This window comes from Shewanella sp. UCD-FRSSP16_17 (assembly GCF_001675935.1).
Classification (GTDB): Bacteria; Pseudomonadota; Gammaproteobacteria; order Enterobacterales; family Shewanellaceae; genus Shewanella; species Shewanella japonica.
Window position 1 is genome coordinate 350,724 of sequence record NZ_LZFV01000046.1, and the last position, 25,349, is coordinate 376,072.

Sequence of the window (25,349 nt, forward strand, 5' to 3'; positions counted from 1 at the left end):
TCCTTAGAAGTGAATTAGATTATCAGTCTTTGTGATGACCAACTTATTCGCACTGTGCTTGACCACTGGCATAGCAGCTAGGTTGTCGTGGGCATACTGCGCCACGGGAGCAAATCACTCTGGCATCGTTTTCTATACCACGTTCAATCCAATTAATATTCAAGATTTTAGCCACGCTAACCAGATCTGCTTTGATGTGTTTTGGAATGGCGACTAAGCCGCCGTTTTCAACACACGTTTGCTTTAAATCTTCGGTAATTTTTGCAGCATCTTTACCTTGCGCTTCAATGGCGGGGTTTAAATCTATCCCTGCACATAACACATGTGGATTACCCGCTGAATCATCAACTTTTATTGATTCACAACAGTAAATTCGCGGCTCATTACCTACATTTAATATTGAAATTTGAGCAGATGTTCCCGATGTCGGCTCGTTAATTTTCCTAAATACAGCCCAATGGTGGCAAGGGTCTTCAACTATTCGCATATTGCCCCAAGGCAGTGGAATGCCATTACCGCGATAGACCGCTTTAAGCTTACCTGGTGCATAAGCATCAAAGTAATGCCAATGAGGGTAAGGAGAGACAACTGTCATTCTGCGCATGGCAACCGACGCCGACACCTGTAACTGTTTATGGATATCAATCTCGTAGCCGTGACGATCTAATAGCTGTCTGAATGGCACTTTAGGGCAGAGTAATGCCCCTGCAAAAAAGCTTGATTCAAAATCACGCCATGCATGCAAGATATCTTGGGCATTAAGTGTGTTTGACTGCACAGTTGCATCATCATCCGCCTCAACTCGACGCCCCGATGTCATGACACTTTTCAAGCCGTCTTTATTGTGGAGCACGCAATGACCAATGTGCACAGCCAAGTCATATTTAAGCCTTGGCGCATTGGATTTGAGCGCTTTATTGATAAAAATTGTCGCCGGTGGTTCAAAAAAAGAAGTGGTTAACCGAGAAGAACGAGCGCCAGTTTCATCTAACACTTCAGTCGGAACTTCATCAATCCATTTGATTTTAAGTCCCATACTCTTAGCAATGCTAAGCATCTCATCAGCGCTTAGCGGCATCTGTTTTCTGCCAATTTCTTCAGCGGCGCGTTCTAAATCAGGGAAATGATTTTGATGGTGTTCTTGGTGTGCGCGAATTAATAACTGAGCAAACTGCCGACCTGATGTGCCTGTTTGTGACAGCATTTCAGGTATCGCGATTTGTAAAATGTCATTAGAAAATAAAAAGCTTGGTTCGAGTGGCATACCGCTAATACCGCCACGGCGTCCCTTTTCTGGGGTGATTGATTGCTCCTCTGGCATGTCATCTAAAAACCAATCGACATCTTTTTGGAACACGGTGGCAATCACCGCCAGCATGCCAGCACTGGGCACTCTTTTACCTCGTTCTATCATTGATAGATACGACACCGAAGGCGCAGAGCTCGAATCTACACGTATACATCTGGCAGACAAGTCTTCCATTGTCAGATGATTACGTTTACGCAGATTTCGAATCTTTGTACCCAGGAAATGTGACTTTCTCATCAAGCTTTGTTCATTACGCATTTTGTAAAATTCACACTGTAAAATTTTTATTGTGAAATTGTAGTGAAAAATACACTAGACTACAAATTAAGCAATCGGGAAACAGTGTTCATCATTTTGATTCCCATTGCGACTAAGGCAATCGATAACAAAAGATGTAAGCACGGCCTAATGATATGAATATTTAATTAGCCCCGTGTAATGACCCAAGCGAAGAGGATAAGGTTATGACTATGACAACAATGCACACCAACACAGCCGCTCACAACCTTAACAGCTTCATTGAGGAACAATTTGTGGCAACCAGTACCAACGCAGACAAAATTAACAATGCAAAGGTATTTTTAGATGACAACTTCCCACTTACTGAAGGCTCACACGCCGATGTGAGTAGCTATGTTATTTACTACACTCATCTTCTAGCCTTTATGAAAGATGGTAGCCAATGTGGTTTACAGAACCCATGTCAATTTGTTGCTTTAACAGGTCATAAAAGCGAACCAACATCGATTGTCCTTAAAAATAACGATACCCATGTTGAAGTCAGCTTTGACAGAAATGGCGAGTTAGGCTCGAAAGATCCTGCGCATATTGAAGATATTCAAGTGGCGCTGCCAATTAAAAACTTACCAACGCCATATAAACAATGGGTTAGTATGCTACATTCTCGCTGCCTACCTACTGAAGGTAACTGCAAAGTATTTACTGCAAAAGATGGCACTGAATACGCAATGCATCAACGTTAATCAGCGCAATAAGCCGCTAGATTACATTGCACTCTCAAGGTCGGCATTATTGCCGGCCTTTTTGTCAGTGAATAAAAACGTCTTCTCCTGTCGCACCAACAATTAGCTAATAATGCACTAAAATAGCCGTACTCCTATCCTATAAAAAATTAACCTATTGATTAATATATTATTTAATAGTGGTCTAACTCTTGCGCGTTCTTATAGACGTTTATCATGCCTATAGGAATTTATAATGAATAAAGAACAAGTGGTTGAAGCGATTATTTTAGCGAAACATGCCCGCCAACTAAGTTGGCAAAATATTGCAGATGAGTTAGAAATGGGCTGTGTTTGGGTCACCTCAGCATGTTTAGGCATGAACAGCATGCCAGAGAACGTCGCCAATAAATTGTGCCAGCTACTTGAGCTTCCTGCAGGTTCACAAGCAGCGCTCACGGCTTACCCAACCAAACAATGGCAACGTGATGTGCCACAAGATCCACTGGTCTATCGCCTCTATGAGGTGGTTGGTGTATATGGCGACACATTAAAAGAAGTCATTCAGGAACAATTTGGTGATGGCATAATGAGCGCCATTGATTTTTCAATGGATGTTGCAAAACAAACTGATCCTAAGGGCGATAGGGTCGTGATTACCATGAACGGTAAGTTTTTACCTTATAAAGCATGGTAATTAATCCTTGGTAGCTTGATAAAAGCTCAATATCGGGTTTGTATTAACGCAGTACTCTTGCTGCTGCGTTAATACAGACAAGCATTAAGGTCGTGCTTAATAAAATAAGGCTATCACTAACCCTAGAGCTAATAAGAAAGATAAACGCTGCCAAAATAAAATGGGGTCTTTATCAATATAAGGCGTGTGCTCACGTATTGATTTAGGGTGAGGATGTTTAAGGTTATAAATAAACTCCGATACTTCAGCAGTGCGTTTCGACGGGGACACTTCAAGGGCTTTTTCAAGGGCATAATCTACCCACTGAGGCACTGCGGCATTTCTACTTCGGGCAGGAACATAGCGTAAGCTTTGCTGCGCTTTTAACGTCGTTGCCTTGGCAACATCCACCCCGTAGGGCAGCTGACCTGTCAGCATTTGATAAGTTATTACCGCCAAAGAAAAAATATCACTGCGACCATCGCCAAGCTCGCCCACAAAATATTCAGGAGCACTGTATTGGGCCGTTCCCAAAATGTGGTCATCAATCCTTTGAGTTTCAATGATTCCTGCAACAGCTGTCGCACCGAAGTCGATAATTTTGACCACACTTTCTGTAGTGATCATGATGTTTTCAGGGCGTAAATCTTGGTGCACCATCTCTTGTCTGTGCATAGCTTGTAACCCCCGAGCGATTTGAACCACTATCGTTCTCACTGAATCTAAATCGGGCTGTTCATGATCGTGGATCCATTGGGCTAGCGTGCAGCCTTCAACATACTCTGTTGCCGTGTAAAGGTAACCCTTAGGAACACGCGACTTAACGGGTTTTAATAAATGCGTGTTAGATACCCTTTGCGCTACCCATTCTTCCATTAACAAGGTTTCTAAGTGGTCTTCATTTTGGCGCATTTCATCAGAAGGAACCTTAATTGCTACACGCTGACCAGAGGTTTTATCTTGAGCAAGGTAAACTCGGCTGCGACTACTCACATATAGTTCACGTTGAATCACCACATCTTCGAATTCTTGGCCGCTATGTAATGGTGGCGGCAAAGGGAGTCGATTCAATAACTGTTTGAACTCATTGACATCTGGATCAGGTAGAGAATCTACCCGCACAATTTGAATACTCAAATTATCATCGCTACCAGCATCAAGCGCTTGCTGAACCAGCTCTTGCGCCACATTGGTTAAATCTCTGTTTTGCTCTAGTGCATCATTAATGGCATTGGCAATGGTTCTCGTGGGTAAAAACTCGTGCACACCATCGGTGGTCAATACAAAAATATCGCCCAAATTAATCGAGCAGGAGTGATAATCACTATTGAGTAACGGGTTAATACCTAAAGCTTGATTAAGGTAACTGACTTCATCGTCGACAAAACGTCGATGATCTTCCGTTAATTGTTCTAAACTATTCCCGCTCAATTGGTAGATACGAGAATCACCACAATGAAAAATATGTGCTGTATTTGATTTAAACACTATCCCACTAAAAGTGCAGACATAACCTTTATTCAAGTCATGACGATGCGGGCCATTTTGGCTTTGGGCATATAGCCAATGATTAAGTGCCTGCAGCACTTTAAGCGCAGACTTTTTAACTGACCAGGCTTCAGAAGTTGCATAGTAATCACTGATAAAATTACTTATCGCACTTTCACTAGCAACACCACTGACGTCACTAGAGCTAATACCATCAGCAATCGCAACCACTGCGCCTTTACTATGTATCAGGGCATTATCTGGTTGCATACTGCCACAGCAATCTTGATTGATCTGTTTTAGTCCACAAACGCTTTGTTGTGCAATGGTGAGTTTTAGCGAATTTTGCATTAAAGCTTCCTTGCCGCCACAACAATTACAGTGCCATTAAGGTAATCTTGTGACGGTAAGGACTCACTTAAGTGTCCAATATTAAGCAAGCTTTTCACGACGAGCTTCTGCTTGTTTGCGCTTACGCACTGGACTTTCTTTCACGTGAGTTAAATACAGCGGTAACCCAACAAGCGCAAATCCACCCACTAAATTACCCAATGCGGTAGGGATTTCATTCCAAACGAGGTAATCCATAACCGTAAATTCACCGCCCATGATCATTGAGAATGGGAACAAGAACATATTGACAATTGAATGCTCAAAACCCATGAAGAAGAACAGCATAACGGGCATCCACATTGCCATCATTTTGCCGCTTGCAGAAGTAGAAATCATTGCACCAACGACTCCCATCGATACCATCCAGTTACACAACATGCCGCGAATAAAAATGGTCATCCAACCTGCAAAGCCATGTTCTTGATAACCCAGAGTACGTGACTCACCGATGCTACTCACTTTCGCAGCGAGTACGCCACCATCAGTGTTATAACCATAAGTTAAAATAAACGATGCAAAGAAAGCAACCGTGAGGGCACCAGCGAAGTTACCCACAAACACTAGGCCCCAATTCCGCAGCATTTGGTCGACGGTACAGCCATTTCGTTTATCCAAAACCGCCAATGGCACTAAGGTAAATACCCCGGTTAACAAATCAAACTTCATTAAATACAGCATGATAAAACCTACAGGGAACAAAAGTGACCCCGTTAATAAGCTGCCAGTTTTAACTATCACTGTAATGGCAAAAAATGCCGCTAGACCTAAAATAGCCCCCGCCATAAAAGCACGAACAAATGTATCTTTCGTTGACATGAAAATTTTTTGTTCACCAGCATCGACCATTTTGGCTGCGAACTCTTTTGGTTCAATATACGACATAGCTTCACACTCCTAGATTTAATTCTGATCATGTTTTGCGAGTTCTATGCCACTATAAAAAAGTCAAATTAAACAACTTGTTAACATAAAGGTGTACCATAAGCTAATTAGCTAAAGCACTATAATAGTTCATTTTTTATTCACTCCGCCCTATATTGGAACGTCATCAAAGAGCTCAATCAAGTTGTATTTATCCTTAAGGTTGTATGACTAAGGCCTAAAAAAGCGTGAAGCTTGAGCTACTTGATTAAGCGGTTTTCCTTGAACAATTTCACCACCCGAGTTCACTTCGGTGATAAAAAATGTCAGCGCTTCACGTGTTTGAGATAACCCCTGTTTATCTGGATGCTTTATCGAGCTGGTGACTGTAATAGGGTATTCAAGTTGCTCAGCCGCTTTAATCAATACCAAGGTATTATTGGTTATTTTGAAATCATGAGCAGATAACTTATCGGAGCTAACACTGATCTGATAAAAAGCGGCTTGCTGGGTTTTATTACGTATTTTCAGTAAATAGCTATTTTCGATGACGGGGTTTGTTGGCTCAGTGCTGACAACACGATATAAGCTTTGGCGATCTCGAATAACGTTAAGTTGAATATCCGATCGGCTTTGTAAATCTAAAACAATCATGACTAGCATCACCACTAATGCACCCGCATAACCTAAGGCTTTTAATGACCACATTGACGGAGTGCGGCCCGTTTTTAGGGCGTTTTCACTGGTAAAGCTGATCAAATTGGGCAAATAGCCAAATTTACTCATCGTTTGATTGCAGGCATCGACACAGGCACCGCAGTTAATACATTCATATTGCAGACCATTTCGAATATCAATCCCTGTTGGACACACATCTACACAAAGATGACAATCAACACAGTCGCCTAAGCCATTGCCAGACTCTGTCGTTGCCTGAGTCTTGGTGCTTTTTTTATTACGTTTTCTCGGACCACGGTTTTCACCACGAGCAGCATCATAGCTAACGGTTTTAGTATTCGCATCGAACATCACTGCTTGGAAACGCGAATAAGGGCAACAATGCAAACACATCATTTCTCGCATCCATCCAGCATTAAGGTAAGTACATAGTGCAAAAAACCAAACCCAAACTCCTGTCCAAAAGCCGCTACTAAAACTAAAAATATCCACATAAAGCGCCCTTGCAGGCATAAAGTAAGCCATAAAACCACAGCCAGTCACCAATGCCATTAACGCCCAAACACTGTGCTTCGTGACTCTTTTAGTCACTTTATTCACTGACATTGGCGCTTTATCAAGGGCGGCACGGTGATGATGGTTACCTTCAACTTTTGCCTCTACCCACATAAACGCAGCTGTCCAAGCGGTTTGAGGGCACATAAAACCACACCAGACTCTGCCGAAATAAACAGTAATAAAAAACAATGCAAATGCTGAGGCCATAAAAAACCAAGCAAGCACGGTAAAGTCTTGCGGCCATAAGGTGACATTAAAAAAGAAAAATTGCTGCTCTGTTACATCGAATAGAATGGCCTGACGGCCCTGGAAATTGATAAATGGAATAAGGAAAAATAACGTAATCAACACCGTATTAGTGTGCAACCTAAGACGCTGAAATATTCCTTGCTGCTCTCGCACATGAATCTTCCCCGAATCGCTAATATTGATAACAGGAATACGTTGCTGCTGCACCGCAGACGTGGCTTGTGATGGTACTTGTGATGGTACTTGTGATAGTGAGGGTGTTTGCTGACTCGCTATTGGCTCTGACATATCTAAGATCCTACTGCTCTAGTAACTTGCTTTCATTCGCAAAGCTAATAGAGCAAAACCTGAGCCAACCCAAAATAAAACCTAAAACACTGATTAATAGACACTTATCAATTTTCATCAAACAAAAAAGTCACGATATATCACGTTTCCGTGAAATATCGTGACTTTATCGTATCGACAGTAACTTAACGCTGTATGCCAAGCTTTTTCATTCTTGAGCGCAGCGTACTTGGCGGCATATTCAACACTGCTGCAGCACCTTGTGGCCCTGAAATACGCCACTGAGTATGTTCTAGGGTCTGCTGTATATGTTCTGCTTCTGCTTCAGCCATCGTTAGCGGTTGTTTAAGCTTGGTTTCATCGGCATGTTGCGAACCGCTAAGCAATAGGCTATTAAATTCTAGTACTTGATTTTGCGATAAAATAATCTCTCTTTCGATGAGATTTTGTAATTCACGCACATTGCCAGGCCAAGTATATTGCTGCAGCTTTTTTAACCCTTTAGCACTGACTCGAGTCACTTTTTTTCCGAGCTTTTGACTTAACGATGTGACTAAGTCACTAACTAAGGACGGGATATCCTCAGGGCGTTCACGAAGTGGCGGCACCACAATTGGAAACACATTTAGACGATAATACAAATCCATTCTAAACAAGCCCTGCTCAACCCTTGCCTGCAAGTCATGATGGGTGGCAGCAATGAGTCTAATGTTCACTTTAATGGTTTCGCTACTGCCAACCCGCTCAAAAGACTGCTCTTGAATCACTCTCAGTAACTTGGATTGTGCTTCTAAACTTAACTCTGCAATTTCATCAAGAAATAAGGTGCCATTATGCGCCAACTCAAAGCGGCCTTTCCGGCGACTTGTCGCTCCCGTAAAGGCTCCCTTTTCATGACCGAATAATTCACTTTCCAGTATCGATGCTGAAAATGCAGCGCAATTGACACTCACCATGGGTTGCTCATTACGGCGACTTAATTGATGTAAGCTTCTTGCGACAAGTTCTTTACCTGTGCCATTTTCACCACAAATAAGCACCGTACTATCAGTATTAGCAACCAAATTAATTTGCTGAGTTAAATGGTTAATAGCGTCACTATGCCCTGATAAGCCCATTGCACCTTGCTTGCCCTGCAACTCGGTTAGTAAATATTGATTTTCTGAGGCGAGCTTCTCTGATAATGCCTGTACTTGCGCAAGCGCTTCTCTCAGCGATGTTTCAGTGTGTTTTTGTACACTGACATCACGAAATATCGCTACCACACCAATCAATTTATCTTGGTCATAAACGGGAGTTGAGCTGTAATACACTGGAAAACAACTGCCATCTTTGCGCCAAAACACATCCTCTGAAACCTGCCGCGCAATACCATCATGCAATGTTCRATAGATTGGACAGTCATGTTGTGGATATGGGCKACCATCGGCATGGCTATGATGATGACAATCATGAATATTTTTGCCAATCAACTCTGCACTTTTCCAGCCAGTCATCTGTTCTGCAGCTGGGTTGATAAATACCGCATTACCGTTAAGGTCAAAGCCGTATACCCCTTCCGTGATGGCATTCAGGAGAAGGGTATTTTCAGGTAAAAAGTGACTGGTGGTGACACTGGCTTTTGAATTCATCGCTGATGGCCTCAACTTTCGTGATATCTAGCATATTACATTAGATCACGATATTTCGTTACATAAATGGGCTCTAATTCAAAAGATAGCTCGATAGATACAGTTGTTGACCAATTTTCACTATCAAATATCGTTCATCAGCCTGCATCTTGCTACAATAAGGCATCTGTATTTAGGCGATCACCATCAGCATGCAAATCTCTTCCACATTTAAACTATGGCTATTTATCGCCATGGGTTTGATTTGTTTAACACCCATAATTTCTTCTCCTATCGCCTTGCTGATGGGCTTTACATTGGCGAGTTTAGGTATGGTACCGACTCATATCGACTTAAATAAGCTCACTAAAAAACTATTGGCATACTCAATTGTTGGTTTAGGTTTCGGAATCAACTTACCTGAAGCAATTGCAGCAAGTAGCAACAATTTAGGGCTAATTGTCGGTTCGATATTTTTAACCCTAGTATTAGGTTTTGGATTAACGATACTATTGAAACTTGATGATAAAACGGGTCATTTAATCAGTTGCGGCACCGCAATTTGTGGCGGTAGCGCTATTGCCGCCGTTGCACCAGCAATTAATGCTAAGAACGATCAAATTGCGGTATCGCTTGCCTGCATTTTCTTATTAAACTCAGCCGCGTTATTCTTATTTCCGACAATTGGTCATGCATTATCATTAAGCCAATATGACTTTGGTGTGTGGAGTGCGATTGCGATTCACGATACCTCGTCCGTTGTGGGCGCAGCGTCAGCTTACGGTGACGAAGCGTTAAAAACGGCCACCACAATTAAACTGGCTCGTGCACTGTGGATTATTCCTATTGCACTGCTCAGTGCGATTATCTTCGGTGGCGACAAGTCAAAAATATCTATTCCATATTTTATTGGCTTTTATTGTCTCGCCATAATTACGGCCTATTTATTTCCTCAGGGGCAAGCTGTTTATCAGGTGCTCTTTAGCGTTTCGAAGCAATTACTTATCGTGTGCTTATTTTTAATTGGTGCAGGTATCACCGTCAGTAAAATGCGAGCGAATGGGCCTAAGCCACTGCTATTGGGCGTGCTATTGTGGATTGCAATTGGTGGAATATCGTTGGGAGTGATTCTCTGGCAGAGTTAATCGCTTTTTAGTTGTTCATTGAAAAGTAAATTAAGTTAGGCTAGTTAAATTGGTCTCTTCAGCACTAAGCCGACTATTGCTGACAACAAATATTAATCACTCTTCTTCGTTTATCTCTTGCTGTATATAAGGTTTTGCCAAAGCCAGGGCGATTAACCCACCAAAAGCTAATAGTTCAATTACCGCACGAGTAAGCCCAGAGGTTTGCACAGATGCCACTACCGCAATAATGCAAAGGCATATTATCGCAACAGCTTTAAATGTCTTACTTTGTATCAAGGACATCATCATAGTCTCCAATTAAGTAGACCATTATCTAAATCCCAGTATTTCGCTGCCAATATCAAATATGACTATGTTATTCACATAATCACTTTTGCCCACTGTTACCAGGCTAGATAACGCATTAAGTCTTTTTGTCTGTGGCTATCCAAGCTGACACAAGCCTATGACTTACAATAGAAAACACGCAATAAGCTGTAAAATAATAAAAACCAATTTCGAATGAAGCTGTGGTTTTTAACATCTCTCCCATTCCAGCGGAGGCATTTCCAGCCATGTAGACAATAATTAATGCCACAACAAACACATCAGCCATCGACCATTTACCGATTGCACCGATAAACCGGTTCACCGCTGACTGATACCTTGCCGTAGCAGGAATACACATCGTCAACAGCAGTAATAATTTAGTGGCGGGAATGACCACACTAAATAAGCCAACCAGCCCAGCCACCAGCACGTTATTAGATAGGTAAAGTTCTTTTACGGTATCAACAATACTGCGGGTTTTGTAAAACACTTCCACTTCGCCTTCGAGGTTATCAAAACCAAACATACTCACCGCCATGTCGAGCATGCTGCGGGCATTACCACGTGCTCCTTCAGATAAACTCTCGGTAAACATCGTCACGCCAGTTTCTACCAATTCAGCTTTTTCAATACTGCCTTGTATCGTCAAAATGGGTTGAGTGACTCCAGGGAGCAGTAACACCAATGACAATATAATGACCAATGAGCTAAATAAGGGTTTCATAGGTACTCCATGTAAAATCAAAGCCAATCACATTAAATGAGGGGAAAATAGTACGTTAAACGCCATAAAATAACGGATCGCAACATTAAGTCCAGTGGCGACACCGCACTTTACAAAGTCGTATCCTGTTTAGGAAAGGTAATTAGTAGAAAGGACTTGGATCAACATCAAGTGAACGTGGTGAAATACCTCGTTCAATATGTAAATCTGACTTTTTCAAATCCACAAAGGTCACTTCGGTATAGCGTCGATGTTTTAATGAATAAAAACACTTAACGACAGGGTTTAACGCATCCCGACCTTTTGACTCCCAGACAATGCCAACCCGCTCATCAGATAACTGAACTAAAGAACCTACAGGGTAAATCCCTACGCAACGAATGAACTCGTAAACTAATGTTTGGTCCAGATGAAAAGGCGTCAAACTCATTAAAATTTTAAACGCTGCCGCTGGGCTCATCGCCTCTTTGTAACAACGAGTAGCCGTTAACGCATCAAAAATATCCACAATACAACTCATGCGGCCATGTTGAGGAATTTCATCACCTTTAAGGCCCTTAGGGTAACCCTTGCCATCTAGCTTTTCATGATGCATCAAGCACACATCTTTGCTCACCTGCGAAAGGCCAACGGTTTCATTCATGATATCAATTGCATAGGTTTGATGCTTTTTGATTTCTTCGAACTCTGCTTCGGTCAATTTCCCAGGTTTATGCAAGATTTTATTATCAACTTGAATTTTGCCTATATCATGCAAAATGCCGCCGATAGCCATTTCTTTCAACAATGACTTATCTAAGTTCAAGTGTTTACCGAAAGTCACCAGTAAAAATGCGACATTCACGGAATGCTCCAGTAAGTAAGCATCTTTAGTTCTAAGCGCTGACACACATTTAAGAGCATCGGCATCATCCATCACCGATTCAATCATGTTATCGGCAATGTCTTCAAAGGGGGCAACTTCAACCGCTTTGCCTTCATAGGTTTCTGAAAGCACTTTGCGAACAAGGGTCTTTGCTTCGGTCAGGATATTTTTAGCTTGTGCTTGTTTGGTAGCTCTGGTGATAACCGGTTTACGCGCCTTTAACGGAGGAGCCTTTTTCTTCAAGCCACAGCTATCCGATGAGCGCTCAACGTCTACCCACACACTTTTAATGCCGGCTTTTACTAATTTCGCAATCGAATCTTTATGTTTTATCTGGCCGGCATTACTGATAGCCACTTTGCTCTCTTTGCGATCAATAGCAACGACAAACATCCCGAGCCCTAAACGGCTAACGGGAATACGGATAACGTCTTTAGATTCTTCAACGGAGGACATTAACGATTAACTCTCCAAACGACAACCAAAACACCGACAAGAATGATAATACTTATGATGGAATTTAGTGACAATGTAACAATGTTAATGACATTTTATCTTGTCTCGACTAAATACTCCAAATTAAATGTTATATTTTGTAACCCCCTTCAAATACAGTCGCTTAGCAGGCTGCTCTTTTTAAAAACCGCCGATACTATGATTATATTAGCATTTCAGATCACAGCATGAGCGGCTTGGCATTGACAGTTTTTGAACCCTTCATTAACTTAAGGCATAATTTACTAAAACGAATACCTCTCTTTATCATTTCACCTGTTTGAGATATCAACCTTTGGAGTCTTTGTTGCCTAGCCAAATTTTTTCTGAGCAATTTAGTCAGTTAATCGAAAAGCTAAACGCTATGAAGTTGGCCGTTGCCAAAGAACCTATTGTGCAAATATCTGTCGAAGCGAAGTCGATCCCGTTACTGTCATGGTTGGGCGCACAAACCCAATATCCACGTATTTATTGGCACGGGCGAGAAAAGCAGGAAGAAATTGCCGCCATTGGCGCCTGTAAAGATTTCAAACAAGAGCAAGAGATTGATGATGAGTTACTCTCAAGCTTATACCAATCTCAACGAGGTAAAAGCAGCAATCAAGATATCCGCTATTATGGTGGCGTTGCATTTGATCGTACCGTAGAGTGCTGGCCAGACTTTGGCAGAACGCGTTTTGTCTTACCGCGTATTGAGTTACGTCGTCACGGTACGATTGTAAAATTACTCATTAACTTAGATTTTGAAAACAACTCGCAAGTTGATGAGTGCGATGCCGCGATTGATGCGATTAAACAACTTCAACCAGCAAAGCCATTATCGCCACCCAATAAACTGCCCCTAATGGGCCGCAGTGATTTGCCAAACTATCAACGCTGGAAAGAACTTGTAGAGCAAGTCACTCATCCCAAGTTTAATCAAACGACACCCAAAGTCGTGTTATCTCGACAAACTCAGCTTGAGATTAACGATGCGGTCGACCCTTGGATGGTGTTGGCCTGTTGGCAAGGGCGTAACCCGAATAGTTTTCAGTTTGGGTTTCAGTTTAGCCCAGATAGAACGTTTATTTCTTGTTCTCCTGAACGCTTGTACTTACGCAGGCAAAAAGAATTATTTACTGAAGCACTAGCTGGCACAACTGTGCGTGGGCTCAATCAGGAAGAAGATGATTTTCTGGCTAAGCAATTACTCGAAGACACCAAAAACAGTTATGAGAACCAATTAGTCAGGCAGCAAATTGTTGATGTGCTTACGCCACTCAGTAACTACATTGGCGCAGACGAATCAGCTAAAATTTTTAAACTGACTCATATTCAGCATTTACACCGCTCTATTCGTGCTGAATTAAAAGCGGGCGTCAATGATTTTCAGCTGCTGCAAGGCTTACACCCAACACCAGCTGTCGGCGGACTGCCAAAACAGTCAGCACTAAGCTTTATTCGTCAACGTGAAGGGTATAACCGTGGATGGTACGCTGGTGCTTGCGGTTATCTCAACAAATACGAAAGTGAATTTTCCGTGGCGATACGCAGTGCTTTAATTGAACCTGGGCGCATTAATTTGTTTGCAGGAGCAGGCATTGTTGCTGGCTCAGATCCCTTAGCTGAGTGGCAAGAACTAGAAAATAAACTCGCGACTATTTTATCCATATTAGTGGAGCTCTAACCTCCCATATCATCGCTGACATTTACCTTTGTTGTTGCCAATTCATTTAGGCTAACTCCATTTTATGAACTTGAGAGTTGCATCTTATTTTTCGATCACTATAATGCGTCCTCCTTGGCAACAGCCGATAGGCTATGATTAAGCCAGTTTATGGCATATCACTAATCAGCTTTCTAACAATAATACTGCCATCCTTAATTCAATACGGGTTCCCTCACCCCGTCTAACCCAATAAAAAGGCTACAAGATGTTAAAACTATCTCAGGCGCAATGTCGCCGTGCACTGATGTTTCTAGTCAGTTTTCATATCATCATTATTTGCGCAAGCAACTACTTGGTGCAGCTTCCATTTCAAATATTTGGTTACCATACAACTTGGGGCGCATTTAGCTTTCCTTTTGTATACCTAGCAACCGACCTAACGGTACGTATATTTGGCCAGAAAGCCGCGCGGAGTATTATTTTTAAAGCGATGCTACCTGCGTTGCTGATTTCCTATGTGATGGGAGTTATCTTTCATCAAGGCGCATTTCAGGGCGCTGCATCATTAGTTGAGTGGAATCAATTTGTGTTCCGAATTGCTTTTGCAAGCTTTGTGGCCTATCTCGTAGGACAACTCATGGACATCACAGTATTTGCTCAATTACGTAAAGCAAAAGCGTGGTGGATAGCACCAGCATCCTCGACCCTTTTTGGTAACCTCGTTGATACTATCGTCTTTTTCAGCGTCGCCTTTTACGCTTCAACCGACGCATTTATGGCTCAACATTGGCCTGAAATTGCGATGGTCGATTATGGCTTCAAGCTAATCGTTAGCTTAGGGCTATTTTTGCCTGCTTATGGTGTTTTGTTAAAAGTGCTGAGTGATAAACTTATCGAGACACCGGCTGAAAATTTGATTTTGACTAACGAAACTAAGTCGTAAACATCACTTAGCTGTCGATTAATTGATCAATGCAGCATTTTTCATTCAATCCTGCCCGCCAACTGGTACGATGAGATATAATAATCCAGTGTTTATTCGCTGCTAACCAAGATTCAGAAAGACTTTCATAGTTTTCAATCATTTGCTAATACATCGCAAAAGATAAATTGAAAGCACGTGAAGGTCTCTTTAATAACAAGTCTACTCACCTTGAAGTAACTTGCTGTATTAAGGTTCTCAGCCCTGCGGAAGATAAAATGTTAAATATCCAAATCGAAGCTCATACAGAGCTTTCAGCTGAAGTGTCAGAAAAACTGGCTTTATTAACGTCTCGTATTAGTGAGCTCGATCGCACTCAAAGTGCCGAGTCGCTTGTTGAACGCATAGGTGATAAGCCTAGTTTAATTCTATTTGCTTATGTTGAAGGCGAATTAGCGGGCTTTAAATTAGGTTATCAGTCTGAAGAAGATTGCTTTTATAGCTGGCTAGGGGGTGTTGATGCAGATTTTCGTCAACTTGGTTTAGCAAAGTCTATGCTTGAATATCAAGAAAAATGGGCAAAAGCACAAGGCTATACTCGCCTAAAAGTGAAAACCCGTAATCAGTTTCAAGCCATGCTAAATATGTTGGTAGCTAATCAGTACCAAATTACGCAAGTTGAAAGCCACCCTAGCATCGACAAAAACAAACTTCACCTTCAAAAAGTGCTATAAAACAAACATTTGAACAAAGAGTTATGTTCCCTATTGTTAGTGCTAACCGGTTAACGATTAAGGTTAGCGCCTAATGTAGACATATATTTGGAAAAAAATTGAGCAATTACCTTGCAAACGCAAATGATAATGATTATTATTAACTTGCGTTCCAAAACTCAGTTATCAACATTAATAGCTTCATCTCCTATTAATCTAACTGAGTCTGCAAGCACAACATTGCTCCAACACTCTTTTAGCCAGGCTCATCACCTGGCTTTTTCTTGCCTGCAATTCACACAATGATTAAACCAGCCCCCAATGTAAACACTATGTAAAGCCGATAACAATATATAATAAAAACTTGCCAACGATAATGAGAATGATTATTATTTATTCGCGTTCCAAAACTCAGTTATCAAATTAATAGCTTCATCTCCTATTAATTTTTCTGAGTATGCAAGCACGACATTGCTCCAACACTCTTTATAGCCAGGCTCATCACCTGGCTTTTCTTTGCCTGTTTTTCAGATACTGACAGCTCTAAAGCTTAAAATCACTCATTGTCCCCACACAAGTACCTTTCAATATTTTAGGCGCGAACTTCTTATGCTTATGTGTAAATCAAGGAAGTGAATGCCACTGTAACGGGCTGAATTTGCCATTGTAAAAAAACTGGATGTAAAGGGAATGTAAAGTAAGTGAAAAAGCCCAATTAATATTTGCAAACGATAATGAGAATGATTATTATTTATGTGCGTTCCAAAACTCAGTAATCAAATTAATAGCTTCATCTCCTATTAATCCCCTCTGAGTATGCAAGCACGACATTGCTCACACACTCTTTGTGGCCGGACTCATCATCCGGCTTTTTTTTGTCTATTTTTTATCGTCTAAGTTAACGCTCAACTTTAGCTATTATTATTGACGATAAATTCAGTCGACGTCATTTAGCCTTAATTAGTCATCTAATCGCTTAGTATCTCCAAAATGTAGCCCTTCATAAGGGTTATCACCTTGTTCTTCTTTAGCTTTGTGATACATACCAATGGTAAATACGGTTCCTTTACCTAAGGTCGACTTCACTTCAATTGTGCCGCCTATGCGCTTAATAATGCCGTAGCTCAGTGACAAACCTAAACCAGTACCATCTTTGCGTGTGGTATAAAACGGATCAAAAATACGACTTAATCTTTCTGGCGCAATCCCGACACCTTCATCTTCCACTTCAACTTTTACACCCACGACTTGTCCTTGCTCAACCCAATCATTGGCTCTTATCCAAATGCGGCCTTTACTTTCAATTGCATGGGCTGCGTTGACCACTAGATTAATCAAGACTTGAATAACTTGAGGGCGATTGACTTGAACATCTGCAGTGGTATTAATCTCTTGAATCAACTCAACTTCTTGTTTTTCAATCGAGTGGCGAACCAATACTAATACTTCTTCAATCATGGATTGAACTTGATGCATTTCAAGCGGAGCATTAAATTCACCTGGACGACTGTATTGCAACAAGCTTCGAATAATAGTGCTGATCCGTCCGACTTGCTGAATGACTAGCTCTATCTCTTCTTCAACCACATTCGCATTGGATCCAAGTTCATATTTCATTAGCTCCATATTGCCAAGGATCACCGCTGTTGGGTTATTAATCTCATGAGCAATACCAGCGGTTAACTCACCAAGAGCTGTTAATTTCTCATTGGTGACAAGTTGTTGACGAGTCTCATTGAGTAAAGCAACGTTACGTTGTAGCTCTTCTGTCTTGTCTTGTAAGCTGCGAGTACGTTCTTCTACTTTCACTTCTAATTGTTCTGCTGCGGCTTGAATTTGAAGATTACGTCTCTGCAATAAATCCAGCATATGATCAAACTGCTCTGCCAAATTAGACAGTTCATTATCTCTGTCTAAGCCAAGTTCACCAATGCGAAGATCTCGACCGGACTGTACTGCTTTTACAACATGATGGATGCGCTCAATAGGCTCTAATAAACTGTTAGCACCTCGGTATACTAAAAAACCAGAGACTAAAAGCACTAACATTAATATCGTGCCGAGTTCGATAATATTGAGAATATAAGTATGAATAAAAGGCGCTTCAGAGAAGCCTGTGTAAATCATGCCAATTCGATTACCACGTACATCTTCTAACGGCGAATAACCAGAAATAAACCAGTCGTTTAGTACAAATGCTCGGTCTACCCACGGCGTGCCTTCAACCAAGACTTTCTGTCGTACTTCATCAGATACCAGTGTCCCTAAAGCACGTGATTGCGCGGCTTGCTTAGTTGAAAACAAATCCATCGGCACATTGGTACTGACACGGGCATTATCTAAGAAAATCGTCACAGTACCAATCGAGCGCTCTGGCAGTGTACCTTGGTCGTACACTAAATCTCGAATATGATCGACAATAGCCGTATCACGGTTAAATAACGTGGCCCCATCAAGGTACCAGCTCACTTGCCCATCTTGATCAACTATCGGTAATAATGTCCGGCTGAGCATGCCACGAGTCTCTTCTGACTTTTGCGGTTCTTGTGCTCGCAAAGTCGCAGACAAAGGCACTCTAGCAAGATCGGCTAAATTGGGGTCAAGCCGATCTAACCTTTTAGCAGATAACACCATTAGCCCAGAATAAGCCTGATTATTACTGATTTTGGGTAATAGCTGCCTCAAGTCCGGATCAGCATTGGCTTCTTCAATTCTAATGAGTCGCAATACATCTAGATCAAGAATCTTTTTTTGTTGTGCTAAATAGCCGTCAATTATCGCTATAGGCTCTTTGTCACCCTGCTGAATTCGTTTAAATGCTTGCTGAAAATCCCAAGATTGACTGACATTGTGCAACTGTATTTCTTGCTGCTTTTGCACTTGTTCTAAGGTGTTTATGGCAACGGTCAAGTCCGCCTTAACCTTCATAAACAACTGCTTACCTGTATAACTAATATTCCAATAAATCGTAATAAACACGAGGCTAATTAACGTCAGCAAAATAGGAAGCAAGGTTAGAATCAAAATACGATAACGCACCTTGGCTTGCATTTGCTGCCAACTAACACCGAAGAACTGACGAAAAACAGACACGATTTAGTCTTCCTTATCCGATTCGATTTCGAACCATTCTTTGTATTTTCGATCTAACGTTTTACGAGAAACCCCTAGATCACGTGCAGCAGCAGATTTATTGCCATTATGGGCATCAACCACACTCATGACATGCTGTTTTTCAACTTCTTTTAATGGCCAGCTTAGTGGATAACCCGCTTGAGTCACTACTTCTGTCTCTTGAGATTTTTTCCAATATTCTGCAGGCGGCTTGCCCAATAAAATGCATCGCTCAATCATATTACGTAATTCTCGAATATTACCTGGCCATTCATGTTGTTGCAGCACTAACAAATCTTCATGGCTCCATACAACTTCTTTTACGCCTAACTCACGTGCAAGTTGCCAAGTAAAATGATGCGTTAATTCAATGACATCTTCAGGGCGAGTGCGTAATGGAGGAATAAGAATATTAAGCACATTAAGGCGGTAATATAAGTCGCTACGGAAATTTCCTTCTGCCACTTCTTCGGATAATTTTCGGTTGGTTGCAGCCACAACTCTGACATCAATCGCCACTTCTTTTTCGCTGCCCACAGGGCGAATCGCTTTTTGCTCAAGCACACGTAGTAGTGCGGTTTGCATTTTCATTGGCATTTCACCAATTTCATCTAAGAAAATCGTTCCGCCGGTGGCAAAATTAAATAATCCTTCTCGATTACCTTTAGCTCCAGTAAAGGCGCCAGCGGTGTGACCAAACAGCTCACTACCTAACAATTCTGGCGCAATAGCACCACAGTTAACGGGTACAAACGGGCCTGTACGTCCGCTAAGTTGATGTAATTGCCTTGCAACGAGCTCTTTACCTGTACCAGATTCACCTTCAATCAATACCACGGCATTGGTTGGCGCAACTCGTTCAATAACTTGTTTCACCTCCATCATGGCGTCGCTATTACCAATCATGGTGGTTGAGTGACCACTTGATAACTCACGACGTAACATGAAGTTTTCACGCTTTAATAAACGGCGCTCAATACAGCGGTCAACTGATGTCATCATTTGTTCTAAGTGAAACGGCTTCATGATGAAGTCGGATGCGCCAGCACGCAGTGCTTTTATCGCTACGTCCATATCAGCATAACCGGTCATAAAAATAATATCTGAACGGCGCTCTTTTTCATTGAGTGCTTCATGCCACTCAATACCTGAACGATCTGGTAAGCGAATATCAACAATTAATAAATCAAAATGGCCACGACTACGAAGCTTTTCAGCCTCTGCAATGGTAGAAGCGGTTTCAACTAATGCGAACTTCTTGGAAAGCGCTTTTTTTAAAAAACTGCGCATGCCTGGCTCATCGTCAACAATCAAAACAGATACCGCTGTCGGAAGTGGTTTTGAGTTTGATTCATTATTATTCATATGGCTTCTACTTTGGACATTTTGACTATATTAATCATTATCGTATCACTAAAAACCCATAAATGGGTCAGTTTGCCCTGCAGAATCCTCGTTTTGAGACAATTTGTCTATAAAACCGAAACTTGCGATGTGAGGGTGATCACAGTTTTATTTTAGTCGTGATCCATATTTTTTTTGTTACTTTTGGCATACCTCTTGCTCTGTGAGTTTTGTTACGGGCAACGTTGCCCGAGTTCATTAAAAACCATCAGCAACACAATCACGTTGTATAGCAGGTTACTTTTTTATCAAGGAGATAAAATGTTTAATTTAAAGTCAGGTTTAACTGCTTTTTTAGGTATGGCACTAATCAGTAGTGCAATGGTCAGTGATTCAGTTGAAGCGACAGAAACGATTAAGTTAGCAACCACAACCAGCACAGATAACTCAGGTTTATTACGCGCAATTTTACCGACATTTGAAGCTGAATCTGGTTACAAAGTACAAGTGATTGCGACCGGAACGGGCAAAGCATTAAAGCTTGCACGTCAAGGAGATGTAGACGTAGTCATGACTCACGCTCCAGCTGCGGAAGCAAAATTTATCAATGAAGGTTATGGCACAACCCCTCGTGGCATTATGGAAAATGACTTCGTAGTGCTTGGACCTAAAAACGATCCAGCCAAAATGAACGGCAGCAAAGATGTTGTTGAAGCGTTCAAAAAAGTAGCAGAAAGCAAGAGCACCTTTATCTCTCGTGGTGACAATTCAGGCACCAATATGAAAGAGCTCGCAATTTGGAAAGAAGCTGCTGTTACCCCAGATTTTTCAGGCTATACTTCAATTGGCCAAGGCATGGGCAAAACATTATTAATGGCTGATGAGAAACAAGCTTACACATTAACTGATCGTGGTACGTTTGTTGCTTATAAATCTAAATTAGATTTAGCAATCACTTTTGAAGGTGGCGCTGCATTAGCCAACCCTTATCAAATCATGCTAATTAGTGCAGAAAAATATCCTGATTTAAATCATCAAGGAGCAAAAGCTTTGAGCGACTGGTTTATTAGCCCTCAAGCACAACAGATGATTAATGATTTTAAAGTTCAGGGAGAACAATTGTTTAAGGCAACATATAAGTAATGAATGATGGCTGGTTAGCCCTAACGCAGCAAGCTTTTAGCTTGCTGCTTTCTTTAGACCCAGACGTATGGTCTATCATAAGTGTATCTTTTTCAGTTTCTTTTGCGGCATTAATCATCACATTAATCCCGTCAATCATGCTTGGCTTTCTGCTTGCATCATACCAATTTCCTGGTCGCTGGTTTGTCACTAACATAGTTCAAACCTTGCAATCAATTCCTACTGTTGTCATAGGCTTACTTGCTTACTTACTGCTAACTCGAAACGGTCCTTTGGGCGATTTACGCTGGTTGTTTACTCAACAAGGTATGATCCTCGGTCAAATGATGATTTGTGCGCCAGTACTGATTGCATTATCTCAAGCAGCCTTTAGCAGTATTGATAAACGTGCTTACGAAACCTCACGTACCTTAGGTGCATCTTGGTCTAGAGCTATTTGGACGGTTTGCCGCGAACTCCGCGTGCCATTATTATTGGCAGTGATTGCCGCATTTAGCCGTATTTTAACTGAGGTTGGTTGTTCGATGATGGTCGGTGGCAATATTCTGCATCATACTCGTAATATTCCCACTGCCATTGCGCTTGAAACCAGTAAGGGTGATTTTGCCCAAGCTATTGCACTAGGACTGGTTTTATTAATCTTGGCGATTGTGATTAATTTCGCTATCGGTTCATTGCGTGGTAAAGCCATGCCTAGGAGCCAATAATGACAGTCAAATTAGTTGCAAAAAATATACGTAAAAACTTTAAAGACAGACTGTTATTTGAATTTGAGCAACTCACATTTTGCCAAGGGGATGTTATTTACCTTCAAGGCGACAATGGCTCTGGCAAATCAACATTGATGAAATTGATTGCTGGCATTATTAAACCTTCAGCTGGCACAGTTACAGCTGAAGGTTTTGAGCCAACAAAATGGTGGCGCAAAAATTCATTGCTTGGCAAGGCGGTATACTTACATCAGCATGCTTATTTATTTGATGGCTCTGTAGAGTATAATATTCGTTATGCTTTACCAAAAAGTCAGTTATCACCTCAGCAACAACAAGAGCGAGTTGAGCAAGCAATTAACATGGCACAACTGGGCGCATTATTAAAAAGCGATGCAACAGATTTATCTGGCGGTGAGCGGCAACGTTTGGCTGTTGCTAGAGCCTGGATCACTCAGCCCAAATTGCTCATGCTCGACGAACCAATTTCTAATATGGATAAGCAATCGCAAAAATTAGTACTTGCGATGATAAATCAGCTCAAACAAGATGGTACAGGATTGCTAATTAGTAGCCATCAAACTTGCGGTTTAACAGCTTTATGCCAAAAACACTGGCATATATCAGAGCACAAAGTTGTTGAAAGTAACCATATACCTCGCTTTGAACAATCTCAGGAGTTTCACTATGTCAGTGCAAATTGATGCGGTGATTTTAGCTGGCGGTATGGCCAGAAGAATGGGCGGTATTGATAAAGGCTTAGTTGAACTTAGCGGTAAGCCAATGATTGCTCATACTATCGCTCGGGTTCAGCCACAAGTTGATCGTATAATGATTAATGCTAATCGCAGCCAAGCGCAATATGCTGAGTTAGGCTTTGATGTATTAAGCGATCAAGAAAGCGGTTATTTAGGCCCATTAGCCGGAATGGTCACAGCCATGAACAATACCGATGCTGACTTATTGCTAGTGGTGCCTTGTGATAGTCCGATGCTCCCGACTGATTTGTGTGAACGTATGTATGCATCGCTTAAAGAAGCCGATGCCGATATTGTGGTCGCCAGTGACGGTGAACATCATCAGCCAGTGGTTTTACTGCTCAAACCACACTTAAAAGATTCTATGCAGGCATTTTTAGATGCAGGCGATCGTAAAATTTTCCTTTGGTATGAACAACACAAATATGTGGTCACAAGCTTTGCTGACCAACCAAATGCATTTGTGAATGTGAATACACTTGAACAAAAACTTGTCATCGAGAATGCCAAATAATTTGTGGCTAAACGCCATGATAAGTCAACAATGAGGTCTATATGAGTATACCGTTTTCCAATCCGCTTAATATTCCCGTTCTCGGATTCTGTGCCTATAGCGGCACCGGTAAAACCACCTTATTAAAACAACTTATTCCTGAGCTTAACCGCCGCGGGGTGCGTCTAGCGGTAATAAAACACGCCCACCATAATTTTGATGTCGATATTCCAGGTAAAGACAGCTACGAAATGCGCAAAGCAGGCGCTAAACAAATGTTGGTCGCTTCACATGTTCGTTGGGCTTTAATGACCGAAGATGCCGTTGAGGGTGATCCGCAATTACCGCACTTATTAGCGCAAATTGAAGCGGATAAAGTCGATATCGTTTTAGTTGAAGGCTTTAAAAAGCTCGAGCTACCAAAAATTGAATTACACCGCGCAGCGCACGGCAAGCCCCTCATTCATACTCATGATGACAACATTGTGGCTATTGCCTGTTGTGACGAAACTGAAACGCCAGCAGAGCTAACTCGTTTAGATTTAAATAATGTCGGCCAAATTGCTGACTTTGTAATTGAATACCAAACAAACTGGCAAGCACCAGACATCGAACTGCCGATTCCCGCTGAAGCAACACCAGTATCAGACGAGCAAAAGTTCTTATCTGTTGCTCAAGGCTTAGAACAATTAATGGCGATGGTGAAGCCACTCACTGACAGTGAGCAAGTTGCGATTGATGATGCCGCTAACCGTGTACTGGCAAGCGATGCGATTTCTCCCGTAAACGTACCACAACAAACAAACTCAGCAATGGACGGTTATGCCTTTGCTTATAGTCAAGATAACAGCCCTGAACACCCAGCTGCACCACTTACATTAATGGGTGAAGTGCTGGCAGGCCACGAGTACCCAGGCACCTTAGCAGCAGGTGAAGCTGTGCGCATTATGACGGGTGCAACCGTACCCCAAGGCGCTGATACCGTTGAAGCTCGAGAATTAGTCGTCGAGCAAGATGGACAAGTACAGCTACAAGGGCCAGTTATTGCGGGGCAACATGTACGCTTAGCAGGTGAAGATATTGCTAAAGATGCCTTAGCATTAGCAAAAGGTCACCGCATACATGCCGCTGAACAGGGGTTATTAGCCTCATTGGGTTTAGCCACTGCCGAAGTGGTCAAACAGCCTACTATTGCCGTATTTTCTACAGGCGATGAAGTCAGCCAACCAGGTGAGCCACTAAAAGCCAACTGCATTTATGATTCAAACCGCTACACCATCAAATCAATGGCGCAAAAGTTAGGTTGCCATGTCATTGATTTAGGCATTATCGAAGATAGCGAAGAAGCATTAACAACCGCATTGTCAAAGGCTTCAGTTGATGCGGATATTGTTATCAGTTCAGGCGGCGTATCTGTAGGAAATGCAGATTATATTAAGACTGTCCTCGCTAAAATTGGCGAAATTAACTTCTGGCGTATTAACATGCGTCCAGGTCGCCCTCTCGCATTCGGAAAAGTGAATGAGAGTTTGTTCTTTGGTTTACCGGGTAACCCTGTGGCTGTAATGGTGTCATTTTTACAGTTTGTTCAACCTGCTATTCGAAAACTCGCTGGCGAAATCAATTTTACACCACAGTATTTACCAGCTATTACCGATACTATGTTGCGCAGTAGAACAGGACGAACTGAATTTGTTCGTGGTCAGTATCATTTAAGCAATGATGGACGTTTACATGTTGCCTCTACTGGGGCGCAAGGTTCAGGGATGTTGAACTCAATGGTCAAAGCAAACTGTCTGATTGTTATCGGCGAAGCCGAAGATTCAGTTATGCCAGGCCAACAAGTCTACATTCAGCCTTTTGCTGAACTGTTATAACTAACCAAAAGATG

At 41.8% G+C, this 25,349-nt stretch carries 21 protein-coding genes; 11 read left to right on the forward strand and 10 right to left on the reverse strand.

The window, feature by feature from the left end; all coding sequences use genetic code 11:
* Positions 1-43: 43 nt before the first annotated feature.
* On the reverse strand, positions 44-1,567 hold the full coding sequence (locus tag A9267_RS18670) for a DUF3612 domain-containing protein (RefSeq protein WP_055025857.1): 1,524 nt from the start codon (positions 1,565-1,567) through the stop codon (positions 44-46).
* A gap of 206 nt (positions 1,568-1,773) precedes the next feature.
* Between A9267_RS18670 and A9267_RS18675 the strand changes: the two genes are divergently transcribed.
* Together A9267_RS18675 and cynS are read left to right on the forward strand one after the other, a co-directional pair.
* Positions 1,774-2,292, forward strand: coding sequence for a hypothetical protein (locus tag A9267_RS18675; RefSeq protein WP_055025856.1), 519 nt, complete (start codon positions 1,774-1,776; stop codon positions 2,290-2,292).
* A 235-nt stretch (positions 2,293-2,527) separates the two neighbouring features.
* Positions 2,528-2,968 (forward strand): cyanase, encoded by a 441-nt coding sequence (cynS, locus tag A9267_RS18680; RefSeq protein WP_065110283.1) that lies wholly within the window; start codon positions 2,528-2,530, stop codon positions 2,966-2,968.
* A 96-nt stretch (positions 2,969-3,064) separates the two neighbouring features.
* Here cynS and A9267_RS18685 read toward each other — a convergent pair whose 3' ends face one another.
* The 4 genes from A9267_RS18685 to A9267_RS18700 form a co-directional block, all read right to left on the reverse strand.
* Complete coding sequence (locus A9267_RS18685) at positions 3,065-4,786, reverse strand: bifunctional protein-serine/threonine kinase/phosphatase (protein ID WP_065110284.1); 1,722 nt, start codon at positions 4,784-4,786, stop codon at positions 3,065-3,067.
* A gap of 81 nt (positions 4,787-4,867) precedes the next feature.
* The gene (locus tag A9267_RS18690) at positions 4,868-5,710 is read right to left on the reverse strand and encodes a formate/nitrite transporter family protein (protein ID WP_065110285.1); all 843 of its coding nucleotides are present in this window, start codon (positions 5,708-5,710) and stop codon (positions 4,868-4,870) included.
* A gap of 210 nt (positions 5,711-5,920) precedes the next feature.
* Positions 5,921-7,462, reverse strand: a complete 1,542-nt coding sequence (ccoG, locus tag A9267_RS18695) for a cytochrome c oxidase accessory protein CcoG (protein WP_065110286.1) — start codon at positions 7,460-7,462, stop codon at positions 5,921-5,923.
* A 185-nt stretch (positions 7,463-7,647) separates the two neighbouring features.
* The gene (locus tag A9267_RS18700; RefSeq protein ID WP_065110287.1) at positions 7,648-9,093 is read right to left on the reverse strand and encodes a sigma-54 interaction domain-containing protein; all 1,446 of its coding nucleotides are present in this window, start codon (positions 9,091-9,093) and stop codon (positions 7,648-7,650) included.
* A gap of 191 nt (positions 9,094-9,284) precedes the next feature.
* Here A9267_RS18700 and A9267_RS18705 point away from each other — a divergent pair, with 191 nt between their 5' ends.
* Entirely contained in the window at positions 9,285-10,217 is a 933-nt protein-coding gene (locus A9267_RS18705; protein ID WP_055025850.1) for a YeiH family protein, read from the forward strand.
* Positions 10,218-10,313: 96 nt separating this feature from the next.
* Here the strand turns inward: A9267_RS18705 and A9267_RS18710 are convergent, their stop codons facing one another.
* The 3 genes from A9267_RS18710 to A9267_RS18720 form a co-directional block, all read right to left on the reverse strand.
* Positions 10,314-10,505, reverse strand: a complete 192-nt coding sequence (locus A9267_RS18710) for a hypothetical protein (protein ID WP_055025849.1) — start codon at positions 10,503-10,505, stop codon at positions 10,314-10,316.
* 118 nt (positions 10,506-10,623) lie between these two features.
* Complete coding sequence (locus tag A9267_RS18715) at positions 10,624-11,253, reverse strand: paraquat-inducible protein A (RefSeq protein WP_065110288.1); 630 nt, start codon at positions 11,251-11,253, stop codon at positions 10,624-10,626.
* A gap of 142 nt (positions 11,254-11,395) precedes the next feature.
* Positions 11,396-12,574 carry an HD-GYP domain-containing protein gene (locus A9267_RS18720; RefSeq protein ID WP_065110289.1) on the reverse strand — a complete coding sequence of 393 codons (1,179 nt, stop codon included), beginning with the start codon at positions 12,572-12,574 and terminating at the stop codon, positions 11,396-11,398.
* Positions 12,575-12,920: 346 nt separating this feature from the next.
* Here A9267_RS18720 and A9267_RS18725 point away from each other — a divergent pair, with 346 nt between their 5' ends.
* From A9267_RS18725 to A9267_RS18735, 3 genes are all read left to right on the forward strand, one after another.
* Positions 12,921-14,279 (forward strand): isochorismate synthase, encoded by a 1,359-nt coding sequence (locus A9267_RS18725; RefSeq protein WP_372038179.1) that lies wholly within the window; start codon positions 12,921-12,923, stop codon positions 14,277-14,279.
* Positions 14,280-14,526: 247 nt separating this feature from the next.
* Positions 14,527-15,204 (forward strand): 7-cyano-7-deazaguanine/7-aminomethyl-7-deazaguanine transporter, encoded by a 678-nt coding sequence (locus A9267_RS18730; protein WP_055025846.1) that lies wholly within the window; start codon positions 14,527-14,529, stop codon positions 15,202-15,204.
* A gap of 257 nt (positions 15,205-15,461) precedes the next feature.
* On the forward strand, positions 15,462-15,917 hold the full coding sequence (locus A9267_RS18735; RefSeq protein ID WP_065110334.1) for a GNAT family N-acetyltransferase: 456 nt from the start codon (positions 15,462-15,464) through the stop codon (positions 15,915-15,917).
* Between the two features lie 939 nt (positions 15,918-16,856).
* On the opposite strand, the gene A9267_RS18740 is transcribed toward A9267_RS18735, so the two are convergent.
* Positions 16,857-18,989 (reverse strand): sensor histidine kinase, encoded by a 2,133-nt coding sequence (locus A9267_RS18740; protein WP_055025845.1) that lies wholly within the window; start codon positions 18,987-18,989, stop codon positions 16,857-16,859.
* A 3-nt stretch (positions 18,990-18,992) separates the two neighbouring features.
* Positions 18,993-20,375 carry a sigma-54-dependent transcriptional regulator gene (locus A9267_RS18745; RefSeq protein WP_055025844.1) on the reverse strand — a complete coding sequence of 461 codons (1,383 nt, stop codon included), beginning with the start codon at positions 20,373-20,375 and terminating at the stop codon, positions 18,993-18,995.
* A gap of 300 nt (positions 20,376-20,675) precedes the next feature.
* On the opposite strand from A9267_RS18745, the gene A9267_RS18750 reads away from it, so the two are divergent.
* Genes A9267_RS18750 through A9267_RS18770 form a run of 5 tightly spaced genes read left to right on the forward strand, consistent with a single transcriptional unit; the run spans position 20,676 to position 25,335 of the window.
* Positions 20,676-21,497 (forward strand): substrate-binding domain-containing protein, encoded by an 822-nt coding sequence (locus tag A9267_RS18750; RefSeq protein WP_055025843.1) that lies wholly within the window; start codon positions 20,676-20,678, stop codon positions 21,495-21,497.
* On the forward strand, positions 21,497-22,204 hold the full coding sequence (locus A9267_RS18755) for an ABC transporter permease (RefSeq protein WP_055025842.1): 708 nt from the start codon (positions 21,497-21,499) through the stop codon (positions 22,202-22,204). Before A9267_RS18750 ends, A9267_RS18755 begins: the two co-directional genes overlap by 1 nt.
* Positions 22,201-22,911 (forward strand): energy-coupling factor ABC transporter ATP-binding protein, encoded by a 711-nt coding sequence (locus tag A9267_RS18760; RefSeq protein ID WP_119968074.1) that lies wholly within the window; start codon positions 22,201-22,203, stop codon positions 22,909-22,911. Before A9267_RS18755 ends, A9267_RS18760 begins: the two co-directional genes overlap by 4 nt.
* On the forward strand, positions 22,895-23,479 hold the full coding sequence (gene mobA, locus A9267_RS18765) for a molybdenum cofactor guanylyltransferase MobA (protein WP_055025840.1): 585 nt from the start codon (positions 22,895-22,897) through the stop codon (positions 23,477-23,479). Before A9267_RS18760 ends, mobA begins: the two co-directional genes overlap by 17 nt.
* Positions 23,480-23,520: 41 nt before the next feature.
* The gene (locus A9267_RS18770; RefSeq protein WP_065110290.1) at positions 23,521-25,335 is read left to right on the forward strand and encodes a bifunctional molybdopterin-guanine dinucleotide biosynthesis adaptor protein MobB/molybdopterin molybdotransferase MoeA; all 1,815 of its coding nucleotides are present in this window, start codon (positions 23,521-23,523) and stop codon (positions 25,333-25,335) included.
* Positions 25,336-25,349: the final 14 nt, after the last annotated feature.